At 62.4% G+C, this 12450-nt stretch carries 8 protein-coding genes; 3 read left to right on the forward strand and 5 right to left on the reverse strand.

Annotation, left to right across the window (positions count from 1 at the left end):
- Nucleotides 1-2 precede the first annotated feature (2 nt).
- From addB to trxA, 3 genes are all read left to right on the forward strand, one after another.
- Complete coding sequence (gene addB / locus RCCGE510_RS17495) at nucleotides 3-3197, forward strand: double-strand break repair protein AddB (RefSeq protein WP_007632078.1); 3195 nt, start codon at nucleotides 3-5, stop codon at nucleotides 3195-3197.
- Complete coding sequence (gene addA, locus RCCGE510_RS17500) at nucleotides 3190-6741, forward strand: double-strand break repair helicase AddA (protein WP_007632079.1); 3552 nt, start codon at nucleotides 3190-3192, stop codon at nucleotides 6739-6741. The genes addB and addA overlap by 8 nt, the downstream gene beginning before the upstream one ends.
- A 70-nt stretch (nucleotides 6742-6811) precedes the next feature.
- Complete coding sequence (gene trxA / locus RCCGE510_RS17505) at nucleotides 6812-7132, forward strand: thioredoxin (protein ID WP_003544118.1); 321 nt, start codon at nucleotides 6812-6814, stop codon at nucleotides 7130-7132.
- Between the two features lie 68 nt (nucleotides 7133-7200).
- Here trxA and RCCGE510_RS17510 read toward each other — a convergent pair whose 3' ends face one another.
- The 5 genes from RCCGE510_RS17510 to RCCGE510_RS17530 form a co-directional block, all read right to left on the reverse strand.
- Nucleotides 7201-8553: a folylpolyglutamate synthase/dihydrofolate synthase family protein gene (locus tag RCCGE510_RS17510; protein WP_192815317.1), complete on the reverse strand. Its 1353-nt coding sequence runs from the start codon at nucleotides 8551-8553 to the stop codon at nucleotides 7201-7203.
- Nucleotides 8554-8580: 27 nt separating this feature from the next.
- Complete coding sequence (gene accD / locus RCCGE510_RS17515) at nucleotides 8581-9486, reverse strand: acetyl-CoA carboxylase, carboxyltransferase subunit beta (protein ID WP_007632081.1); 906 nt, start codon at nucleotides 9484-9486, stop codon at nucleotides 8581-8583.
- A 141-nt stretch (nucleotides 9487-9627) separates the two neighbouring features.
- Nucleotides 9628-10467, reverse strand: a complete 840-nt coding sequence (gene trpA, locus RCCGE510_RS17520; protein ID WP_007632082.1) for a tryptophan synthase subunit alpha — start codon at nucleotides 10465-10467, stop codon at nucleotides 9628-9630.
- Between the two features lie 3 nt (nucleotides 10468-10470).
- Nucleotides 10471-11691, reverse strand: coding sequence for a tryptophan synthase subunit beta (gene trpB, locus RCCGE510_RS17525; protein WP_007632086.1), 1221 nt, complete (start codon nucleotides 11689-11691; stop codon nucleotides 10471-10473).
- Nucleotides 11692-11693: 2 nt separating this feature from the next.
- Complete coding sequence (locus tag RCCGE510_RS17530; RefSeq protein WP_007632088.1) at nucleotides 11694-12362, reverse strand: phosphoribosylanthranilate isomerase; 669 nt, start codon at nucleotides 12360-12362, stop codon at nucleotides 11694-11696.
- Between the last annotated feature and the right edge of the window lie 88 nt (nucleotides 12363-12450).

Below are 12450 nucleotides of genomic sequence, written 5' to 3' on the forward strand. Positions count from 1 at the left end.
CCATGGCGGAGCGGCATCAGCCACGCATACTGACGATCCCGGCGGGCCTCTCCTTCCTGAAAACGCTGGCGACGACGCTTTGCGACGGCCGGCTGACGCCGCTCTTCCGGCATGAGGCCGATGATCCGCTGTCGCTTGCCAGGGTAACGATCTATCTGCCGACGCGGCGCGCCGTGCGTGTGCTGCGCTCGGAATTCGTCGACCTGCTCGGCGGCCGCTCGGCGATCCTGCCGGTCATCCGTCCTCTCGGCGAAACCGATGACGACAGCGGCTATTTCGACGAGGCGCTGCCGGCGACGATCGATCTCGCCCAGCCACTGTCGAATACCGCCCGCCTGCTGGAGCTTGCCCGCCTCATCCTCGCCTGGCGAAACAAACTGCCGGAAATCGTCCGCCACATTCATTCGGACTCACCGCTGGTGGCGCCGGCAAGCCCGGCCGATGCGATCTGGCTCGCCCGCAACCTCGCGGAACTGATCGATTCCATCGAAACCGAGGATCTCGACTGGTCCGAACTGTCGAGGCTCGATACCGGCGACTATGCCGCCTGGTGGCAGCTAACGGCGGAGTTTCTGCAGATCGCCAGCGCATTCTGGCCGGAGCGGCTGTCCGAACTCGGCAAATCCTCGCCGGCGCGGCACCGAAACGCCATCCTGCGGGCCGAAGCAACAAGGCTTTCGACGACGAAACCGACTGGGCCGATCATCATTGCCGGTTCGACGGGGTCGGTCCCCGCCACCGCCGATCTCATCGCCGCCGTGGCCAATCTGCCTGAGGGTGTGATCGTGCTTCCGGGTCTCGATCTCTCCATGCCGGAGAAACACTGGCAGATGGTGGCGCCAGAACCGGCACCCGGCCAACATGCCAATCCTGCAAGCCGAAGCCATCCGCAATATGGCCTGTCGTTACTGCTCAAGCGGCTGAAGCTGACGCGTGCCGACGTGACCCTTCTTGAACGGCCTGAGGCCGATCTCGACCGGCGCGCCGAAATCCTGTCTCGGGCACTCGTCCCGGCGGAGGCGACCAGCGATTGGGGCGCTTGGAAGAGCGACCTGCCTGAGGGCAGCCTATCTTCCTCCTTTGCCAATGTTTCGCTGATCGAGGCCGGCAATGAACGCGAGGAAGCGACCGCGATTGCCATTGCGCTGCGGCTTGCCTTGGAAAAGCCGGGGCAGGACGGCGAGAGCCGGGCAGCCCTCATCACCCCGGACCGCAATCTAGCCCGCCGGGTGATGGCCGAGCTTTCCCGTTTCGGCATCCTCGCCGACGATTCGGCCGGTACACCGCTTGCCGCCATGCCGCAGGGTACGCTGCTGCAAGTGCTGCTGGAGGCGGCGCTGCGCCCGGGCGATCCGGTGGCGATCATTTCTGTGCTCAAACATCCGCTGGCCCGCTTCGGCCTGGAACGCGGCGCATTGATTTCCGCTACCGCGGCGCTCGAACTGCTGGCGCTGCGTGGGGGCGTGGCGGAGGTGGATATCAGCAGGCTCGAGCCGCTGCTGACCCAGCAGCTTGCCGAACAGGCTAATGACAGGCACACGCCGCAATGGCGAAAAGCACTTTCGCCTGACGCCGCCGATGCGGCACACGACCTTGCCCGGCGGGTCACACAAGCGACCGAGCCGCTGGCTTCGGCACTGATCCGGCACCGGCCGGAAGATCGCGGCAGGACGGTAAGCTTCACCTTGTCCGAATGGGCGGAGCGTACCGGGCGTGCGCTCGAAGCCGTCGCGGCCGATCCGCACGGCAATCTCGCTGATCTCTGGTCTGGTGAAGCGGGAGATGCGCTCGCCGCCCTGCTCGGCGAGGTCATCGGCACTGACGGCCAGATGGAGGCCGACGGGCCGCAATGGATCGACATCATGGCAGCGCTTGCCGCCGGTCATGCGGTGAAGCCAAGGGCACTCAGTCATCCCCGCCTCTTCATTTTCGGCACGCTGGAGGCCCGCCTGCAGAGCGTCGATACGCTGATCCTCGGCGGCCTGAACGAGGGCACCTGGCCAGGGCAGACCGCCAACAACCCCTTCATTCCGCGCATGATGAAGACGGAGATCGGCCTCGAGCCGCCGGAACGGCGCATCGGCCAGCTGGCGCATGACTTCGAGATGGCGAACGGCGCGCGCCATCTGATCTATTCGCGCGCGCTGCGCCAAGGCTCGACACCGACAGTCGCCTCTCGTTGGCTGCAGCGGCTGCTGGCCCTTGCCGGAGAGGCGTTCGAAGCGGAATTGAAGGGACGCGGCAACCGGTTCCTCCAATGGACCGGCCTGATCGATCGCGGGGAGGCCCAGGCACCAGCACAGCGACCCTCGCCGAAACCACCGTTGACACTGCAGCCGAAATCCTACTCCTTCAGCGAAGTCGGCCGGCTGCGCCGGGATCCCTACGCCATCTATGCCCGCCGCATCCTGCGCCTCGATCCCGTCGATACGTTCAACCGCGATCCAGGAGCGGCCGAACGCGGAACGCTTTATCACAAGATTATCGACCGGTTCATTCGTGAAGCCCATATCGCCGGCACCCCGGATGCGGCAACGGCGATGGAGCAGATCCTTTCCGAGCTTTTCGACATGGAGCAGCTGCCGCCGCATATCGATGCCGTGTGGCGGCCGCGCTTCCGCGCGGTATCCCGCGCCTTCCTCGAATGGGAAACCGGACGGCGGCCCGGCATCCGCAAAACACTGACGGAAGTGCGTGGCGGCTTCGAATTGGAGCCGATCAATATCCGGCTTAACGGAGTTGCCGACCGGATCGACATCACCGGACCGAATGCCGCCGATATCATCGACTACAAGACCGGCTACAATCCCTCGCCGGCGCAGGCGCGCGTGCTTCTCGATCCGCAGCTTGCACTCGAAGCGGCGGCCTTGAGCGCCGGCGCCTTCCGCGATGCCGGCTGTCTGGTACCGCAAGACCTGCTCTATGTGCGGCTGCGGCCGGGGCGCCGTTTTCAAGTCGACACCGTCAACAATGAGAGCTCGGCGCGCAGCGACAAGGCGAAATCGGCGATGAATCTCGCCGAGGAATCGATCGACCAGCTGGTCAAGTTCGTCGGATTGCTGCAGTCCGGCGAGAAAGGCTTCACCTCGCGGCTCATCCCCGCGCAGCAATTCGATTTCGGCGGCGACTATGATCACCTCGCCCGCGTTTCCGAATGGTCGACAGCCGAAACCGAGGAAGGCGGCACCGATGAGTGATGTAGCGCCTCTTCCCAACGACGATGATCCCGGCGCCTGGATCGGCTGGACGACGATCCAGCAGGCGATTGCCTCGGATCCCTTGCGCTCGGCATGGGTCTCGGCCAATGCCGGCTCCGGCAAAACGCATGTGCTGACGCAGCGCGTCATCCGTCTTCTGTTGGCCGGGGCGCGGCCTTCCGCCATTTTATGCCTCACCTATACTAAGGCTGCGGCCTCCGAAATGTCGAACCGCGTCTTTGAACGGCTGGCGGACTGGGTGGTGCTCGATGATGAAGACCTTAGCCGGCGGATAACCCAGATCGAGGGGACGGCGCCTGATGGACTTAAGCTTGCCGAGGCCCGACGACTGTTTGCAAAGGCGCTGGAGACACCCGGCGGACTGAAGATCCAGACGATCCATGCCTTTTGCGAGGCGTTGCTGCATCAGTTTCCGCTGGAGGCCAACGTCGCCGGACATTTCTCGGTTCTCGACGACCGCGCGGCGGTAGCACTGCTTTCCGATGCGCGCCGGGCGCTGCTGACGGCAACCGCGCCTGAGGGAGACAGCGCGCTTGCCGAGGCGTTTGCCTATGTGCTCGATCTCGGAGACGAATCCGGACTGGAAAACCTGCTCGGCGACATCGTCGCCAATCGCAACGCCATCCGTCGTTTCACGGCAACCGCCGAACGGCAGGGTGGCGTGGAGAAGGTCCTGCGCGAAAGGCTTGGCCTTGCAGCCGTCGACACAGAAAGCCGGATCGCGGCGCAATATTGGCCTTTGCCGGCGCTTTCGGGCAGCATGCTGGAGCTTTATCTCTCGCTTGCAGACCAGAAGGGCGGCGCGAAGGCGCAGGAGGTTGCCTACGGCCTCAGGCTTTCCGGGCGGGAGCGCGATGACGCGAGGCGCGCCGAGTTTCTCGAGAAAATCTTTCTGACAGCCAAGGGCGAGCCGAAGGCGGACTCGCAATTCACAGTCAAGGCGATGCTTGCCGAAGCACCGCAGCTGGCGGGCGCCATCGCCGCTGCCCGCGCTCATGTCGCCGCAAGCCGCGACCGGCTGAAATTGATGCGGATGTACAGTGCCACACAGGCAGCGCTCGTGCTCGCCGACCGGCTGAATCATGACTACGAAGAACTGAAGAAGCAGCGCAGCCAGCTCGACTTCGAGGATCTGATCACCCGCACCGCCGACCTGCTGACGAAAAGCGGCGTCGGCCCGTGGATCCACTACAAACTCGATCGCGGCATCGACCATATCCTGGTCGATGAAGCACAGGATACCAGCCCGATCCAGTGGAGCGTCATCCAATCGCTCGCCGAGGATTTCTTCTCCGGCGAAAGCGCCCGGCCGATCGTGCGCACGCTGTTTGCCGTCGGCGACGAGAAGCAATCGATCTATTCGTTTCAAGGGGCGCGGCCTGAGCGTTTTTCCGAGGAAAGCGACCGAACGAGGCGGCGCGTTTCCGACAGCGGGCAGAGCTTTTCCTCTGTCCGACTGCCGCTTTCCTTCCGCTCGACCGCCGACGTGCTCGAGGCCGTCGACCACATTTTCAAGGAACCCGACAACGCGCGCGGCCTCAGCGCGCTTAACGAACCGGTCGTGCATCGCTCCAGCCGCATCGGACATCCCGGCGCCGTCGATCTCTGGGAGATGGTCGCGCCGGAAGCGGTGGTCAAGGAGGAAGACTGGACGGCGCCCTTCGACGCGACGCCGGAAAGCGCGCCAGCCGCAATCCTGGCGCGGCGGATCGCCCATTCGATCGGCACGCTGGTCGGGCGCGAGACGATCATCGATAAAGGCAAGGAACGCCTGATCGAAGCCGGCGACATCCTTGTCCTGGTGCGCAAACGCGACGCCTTCGTCAATGCGTTGACCCGCGCCTTGAAGCGCCGCGGCGACATTCCGGTCGCCGGCGCCGACAGACTGGTGCTGACCAGCCATATCGCCGTGCAGGATCTGCTGGCGCTCGGCCGTTTCCTGCTTCTGCCGGAAGACGATCTTTCGCTCGCCGCCGTGCTCAAGAGCCCGCTTTTCGATCTTTCCGAAGACGACATCTTTGCGATCGCCGGACTGCGCGGCGATAATGAGAGTGTCTGGCACCATCTCAAAAGCTTCGCCGCCGATGGAACCGAGCGTTTCCGCGCAGCCGTCGATAGGCTGGATCTCTTTCTCCGCCAGTCCAGGAGCCTGTCGGTTCATGATTTTTATGCGCGTGTGCTCGGCAGCCATGGCGGGCGGCGGCAATTCCTTGCCCGGCTCGGCACCGAGGTCAGCGATATCCTCGACGAATTCCTGACCTTCACGCTCGACCACGAGAACTCCGGTCTCCCCGGGCTGCAGTCCTTCATCTCGACGCTGGAGCTGGAAGCGCCCGTGGTCAAGCGCGAGCAGGACAAGGGGCGCAATGAAGTGCGGATCATGACGGTGCATGCCTCCAAGGGTCTTGAGGCACCGATCGTTTTCCTCGTCGACGGTGGTTCGAAGGCTTTTACCCATACGCATCTGCCGAAGCTTCGTCTGATCGAGACCGATGCCGACGAGCCGCCGATGCCCGTCTGGGTTCCTGTCTCCAATCTCGCCAATTCGCTGACGCAGGACGATGCGACGCGCATCCAGATGCTGGCGGAAGAAGAATATCGCCGATTGCTCTATGTCGCCATGACGCGTGCCGCCGACCGGCTGGTGGTCTGCGGCTATCGCGGCGTGCGGGAGAATAGCGACACCTGGCATATGATGATTTCGACGGCACTGCGCGACGATCATCCGCTGGTGGAGGCGACCACATTCTCCAGTCCCGATGGCGAATGGCCGGGTATCAAATGGCGCGTGCCGCGGGTGGAGCGACGTTTCGAACGCACCGACCGCAGCCAGGAGCGCGACAGCGTGGAAACCCTGCCGGAGGGTCTGTTGCGGCCATTGCCGCCGCAGGCCGGGCTGCCCCGGCCGCTCAGTCCCTCCGGCGCCGGGACGATCATCGATGAAGACCAGGGGAACTTGCTCGTCGTTTCGCCGTTGTTCGGCGAAAGGCGGCGCAGCGATCGTTCGATGGAGAAAGGCAGGCTGATCCATCGCATGCTGCAGGCGCTTCCCGAAATTCCCCTTGGCGAACGGCCTGATGCCGCAGGCCGCTATGCCGAGCGTGCGGCTCGGTTCTGGCCGGAAGCCGAACGGCGCAAACTTGTCGATTCGGTTCTGAAACTATTGGACGAGCAAGGTCTGCAGGCCGTTCTCGGTGCGCAGGCCCAGCCCGAGGTCTCGATCATGGGCACATTGACGCTCGAAGGCAGGCGCTATGCCGTCTCCGGCCGCATCGACCGGCTTGCCGTCCTCGCCGATCGCGTCGTCATTCTGGATTACAAAACCAACCGGGTGCCGCCGACGACAGCGGAGGCCATCCCCTTCGCCCACCGGGCGCAGCTGGCGATCTATCGCGAGATCCTGGCGCCGCTTTATCCTGACAAGCGTATCGATTGCATGCTTGTCTATACCGAGAACGCCTCGCTCTATACGCTGAGCGAAAAGGCGCTCGGTTTGGCGCTTGCAGCAGTCAAGACAAAGTGAAATACCGGACATTGAAAATTCGGCGCCGCAGCATCACATGTGGTTCAACACCGAGATAAAGGAGCAGCCCATGGCTACCGTGAAAGTCGATATCAACAACTTCCAGTCGGAAGTTCTGGAATCCGCAGAACCCGTCGTCGTCGATTTCTGGGCCGAATGGTGCGGCCCGTGCAAGATGATTGCGCCGAGCCTCGAGGAAATCGCCGTCGAGATGGAAGGCAAGGTCAAGGTGGCCAAGCTGAATATCGATGAGAACCCGGAACTCGCCGCCCAGTTCGGCGTGCGCTCCATTCCGACCCTGGCAATCTTCAAGGGCGGCGAAGTCGCCGATATCTCCGTCGGTGCCAAGCCGAAGACCGCGCTTTCGAACTGGATTTCGAGCGCCGCCTGATATCGCTTAATTTAAATCGCATTGACGAAAAAGCCCGGCGTCGACCGGGCTTTTTCAATTTGCGACCGTCATTTCGGCGGCGTGCCGTTGTCGGAGAGCACATCGCCGACGAGATAGAGAGAGCCGCCGATGAGGATGCGCGGAGGTAAACCCTCCGGATCGAGCACGGCTTTTATGGCTTCCAGCGCATCGCCGACCGTCGACATCGGTTCGGCAACCAAGCCGGCGTCATAAGCCGCATTCGACAATATCACCGGGTCGATTACCGCTTCGCTGCCCCGGATCGGCACACAGAAAACCTTCTCGACCAAGCCGGCGAAGGCCTTGAAATAGCCGACCGGATCCTTGGTATTGATCATGCCGGTAATGAGGAAAAGCGGCCGAGACTGGCGTTCCTCGAAATTGGCCATGGCTTCGGCGATCACTTCGCCGGCCCCAGGATTGTGCCCGCCGTCGATCCAGATCTCGGCGCCGGCCGGTGCATGCGGCAGCAGCCGGCCTTCGCTCAGACGCTGCAGCCGGCCCGGCCATTCCACAGAACTCATCGCCTTTTCCATCATCGCCTCGGTGACGGTGAAACCCGCCGCCTTGACGGCGCGAATGGCGGCGGCGGCATTGGCATATTGGTGGCGACCGGGAAGACGCGGCAGCGGCAGGTCCGCAAGGCCGAACTCGTCCTGATAGACCAGGCGGCCATATTCCTCGTGCGCCATGAAATCCTGGCCGAAGACGGCGCTTGGGCAATGCAGCCGTTCGGCCGTCGCCATCAGCACGTCGAGCGCTGCGTCATATTCCTGATGACCGATGACAACGGGAAATCCCGGCTTCATGATGCCGGCCTTTTCGGCGGCGATCAGTTCGACCCGGTCGCCGAGATAGGGCTGGTGATCCAGCGAGATCGGCATGATCACCGAAACGGCCGGATCGGAAATGACATTGGTGGCGTCGAAACGGCCGCCGAGACCGACTTCGATGATCGCCGCATCGGCCGGCTGTTCGGAAAACAGGATGAAGGTGACCGCCGTCAGGATTTCGAAGACGGTGATGTGCTGTCCTGCATTGGCATCGGCCACACGCCGCAGGGCCTCGGCAAAGACGGCGTCATCGACAAGCTGCCCGCGCCCGCCCTTGACGCCGATGCGATAACGTTCGTGCCAATTGACCAGATGCGGCGAGGTGTGGACATGAGCGCTGTAGCCGCCGGCTTCCAGCAGAGCGCGGCAGAAGGCGGTGACCGAGCCCTTGCCGTTGGTGCCGGCGACATGGATCACCGGCGGCAGTTTCCGGTGCGGATTGCCGAGCCCGTCGAGAAGACGGGTGATGCGATCGAGAGACAGATCAAAACCCTTGGGATGCAATCCCATGAGCTTTTCGATCTCCTGTGCTGCCTCACTCACCGCGGTTTGGCCCCTGGGTATCAATTCGGCACCCCGCCTGCTTGTCGGTTATCAGGCGCTCGCCGCCAAAGCGATCGCGCCACTATTCATGTCGTTTGCCGCCGAAACCGGCTTCTTCGTCAGGATCTTCAGGAGGCGCGCCAGCGTTTCCGGGATATCGTGACGTTTGACGACCATATCGACCATACCATGCTCCAGCAGGTATTCGGAGGTCTGGAAGCCTTCGGGCAGTTTTTCACGCAGCGTCTGCTCGATGACGCGCTTGCCGGCAAAGCCGATTTCGGCGCCGGGCTCGGCCAGATGGATATCGCCCAGCATGGCATAGGAGGCGGTGACGCCACCTGTGGTCGGATTGGTCAGGACGACGATATAGGGCTGGCCGGATTCCTTGAGCAGGTCGAGGGCAACAGTCGTGCGCGGCAGCTGCATCAGCGACAGAATGCCTTCCTGCATGCGCGCGCCGCCGGAAGCGGGGAACATCACCAGCGGGCACTTTTCAGAGGTCGCACGCTCGAAAGCCTTGACGATCGCCTCGCCGGCGGCCATGCCGAGCGAACCGCCGATGAAGTTGAATTCGTGCACCACCGCCACGAGTTTCAGTCCCTGCACCTTTCCGACGCCGGCGAGGATGGTATCCTCCTGCTCGGTCTTCAGGCGGCTGTCGCGCAGGCGATCGCTATATTTCTTCGAATCGCGGAACTTCAGCGGGTCCTGGGCGACCTTCGGCTGCGGCAGCGATTCGAACTCGCCATTGTCGAACAGATCGATCAGGCGGGCCTTGGCCGGCATCTTCATGTGATAACCGGAGGCCGGAATGACCCACTTGTTGCCTTCGAGATCCTTGTGGAAGACCATCTCGCCGGTCTCCGGGCACTTGATCCAGAGGTTCTCCGGCACTTCGCGACGGCCCAGCATGGAATTGATCCGCGGGCGAACGTAGTTGGTGATCCAGTTCAACTCGAATACTCCTGATTGACGAAAGCGCGTCGCGATCTTTCAGATCGCTTGCCAGGCTTTAGGTCTTTGGTTTCCCGCATGTCGTTGCCGCAAAACCGCTGCACACTTTGCGCGACATTGCTTTGCTCCAATGTGGGCAAACTATTCGGCAGCAACAAGGCGCGCCGCACGTGTTCCCGTCGAAAGGCCGCGGACCAGCGTGGCAACGGCCTGAACGGTGTCGGCCGTTGCCTTGCCGTCACTCGTCAGGCTGGTCGCGACCTGATTGACGATCGCGGTGCCGACGACGACGCCGTCGGCCGAACCGCCGATGACCTTTGCATGTTCCGCCGTCTTGACACCAAAGCCGACGCAGACGGGCAGTTTGGTGTGCTGCTTGATGCGCTCGACCGCGCCGGAAACCAGCGACGGATCAGGCAGCGCCGAACCGGTGATGCCGTTCATCGAAACGTAGTAGACGAAGCCGGAGGTGTTCTTCAAAACCTTCGGCAGGCGCTTCTCATCCGTTGTCGGCGTCGCCAGGCGGATGAAATTGATGCCTTTGCGGATCGCCGGAATGCAGAGTTCGTCATCCATCTCCGGCGGCAGATCGACAACGATTAGACCGTCGATGCCGGCAGCAATCGCGTCGTCGAGAAACTTTTCGACACCATAAATATAGATCGGATTGTAGTAGCCCATCATCACGATCGGCGTCGCACCATCGGTTTTGCGAAAATCGGCTGCCAGCTGCAACGTCTTCTTCAGCGTCTGGCCGCCCTTCAGCGCGCGCTGACCGGCGAGCTGGATCGCCGGGCCGTCGGCCATCGGATCGGAAAAGGGCATGCCGAGCTCGATGATGTCGGAGCCCGCCTCCGGCAGCGCCTTCATGATGCCGAGCGAGGTGTCGTAGTCAGGATCGCCGCCCATGAAATAGGTCACAAGCGCCGGACGGCCCTCGGCCTTCAGCTCGGCAAAGCGTTTGTCCATGCGTGCGGTCATGTCTTACAGTCCCATTCCCAGAATCTTGCCGACGGTGAAGATATCCTTGTCGCCGCGGCCGGAGAGGTTCATCAGGATAATCTCATCCTTGCCCATCTTCGGTGCGCGCTTGATCACCTCAGCAATCGCGTGCGAGGGCTCGAGCGCCGGAATGATGCCTTCGAGGCGGGTCAAGGTCTGGAAAGCCTCCAGCGCTTCGTGATCCATGATCGGTACATAGTCGACACGGCCGGTATCGTTCAGCCAGGAATGCTCGGGACCGATGCCGGGATAGTCGAGACCGGCCGAAATCGAATGGCCTTCCTTGATCTGGCCGTCGCCATCCTGCAGCAGATAGGTGCGGTTGCCGTGCAGCACGCCCGGCGAACCGGCGGTGATCGACGCGCAATGTTCGTCGCCCTGCAGGCCCTTGCCGCCGGCTTCGACGCCGACGATCTTGACGGTCGGATCATCCAGGAAGGGATGGAAAATGCCGATCGCGTTCGAACCGCCGCCGACGGCAGCGATAACGAGATCCGGCAGGCGGCCTTCGGCTGCCAGCATCTGCTCTTTCGCTTCGGTGCCGATCACCGACTGGAAATCGCGGACCATCTCCGGGTAGGGATGCGGACCGGCTGCCGTTCCGATCAGGTAATAGGTATCCTCGACATTGGTGACCCAGTCGCGAAGCGCCTCGTTCATGGCGTCCTTCAGCGTGCCGCTGCCCGCGGTGACCGGTTTGACTTCGGCGCCAAGCAGCTTCATGCGGAAAACGTTCGGCGCCTGACGCTCGACGTCTGTGGCGCCCATATAGACGACGCAGGGAAGGCCGAAGCGGGCGGCAACGGTGGCGGAGGCAACGCCGTGCTGGCCGGCGCCGGTTTCGGCGATGATCCGGGTCTTGCCCATTCGCTTGGCGAGCAGGATCTGGCCGATGCAGTTGTTGATCTTGTGCGAACCGGTGTGGTTCAGCTCCTCGCGCTTGAAATAGATCTTAGCGCCGCCGAGTTCGGCCGTCAGCCGCTCGGCGAAATAGAGCGGGCTCGGGCGACCGATATAATGGGCGCCGAGATGCTTCAATTCGGCCTGGAATGCCGGATCGTTCTTCGCCCTGTCCCACTCGTCCTGCAGATCGAGGATCAGCGGCATCAACGTTTCGGCAACGAAACGACCACCATAAATGCCGAAACGGCCATCTTCATCGGGGCCGGAGCGGAAGGAATTCGGTTTAGGCGTCTCGTTCACTCTCAACTCCCTGAGGCCATGACAGGCGCATCCGCCTCTTCGACCGCATCGAAAAGTTCATCGATCATTGCGACGCTCTTCACGCCAGGCGCGGTTTCGACACCCGAGGAGACGTCGATACCACGTGCCGTGGTATTCGCCAGCGCATCCGCGACATTGTTCTTGTTCAGCCCGCCTGAGAGCATGTAGTCGATGCTGCCGTCGAGCCAGCTAAGAAGGCTCCAGTCGAAGGAAACGCCATTGCCACCCGGCAATTCGGAACCCTTCGGCGCTTTTGCATCGAAGAGGAAACGATCGGCGATGCCGATATAGGCCTCGACGCGCTTCAGATCATCGGCCGTGCGCACCGAAAATACCTTCATGACAGGCAGACCATAAAGCGCCTTTATGGTCAGCACATGTTCGGGGCTCTCGTTGCCGTGCAGCTGCAGAATATCCGGCTTCAACAGCGAGACGATCTCGTCCAGATCGTCATTGGTGGGATCGACGACGACGGCGACGATCTTCGCCTTGCCGCGCGCGGGTTCGGCAAGCTTTGCTGCCAGGTCCGGCTCGACATAACGCGGGCTCTTCTCGAAGAAAATAAAACCGATATGGGTCGCGCCGCGCTTCAGCGCGCGATCGACAGCGTCGGGCGTCGTCAAGCCGCAGATTTTGATATCCGGTTTCATGGCAGCGAAGTGACACGAAATGCGTCGAGAGTCGAGCCAATTTGCATGGAAAGCTGCATTTAGAGCGGCTTTCGGCTACGCGCGTCGC

The organism is Rhizobium sp. CCGE 510 (genome assembly GCF_000292525.1).
GTDB lineage: Bacteria > Pseudomonadota > Alphaproteobacteria > Rhizobiales > Rhizobiaceae > Rhizobium.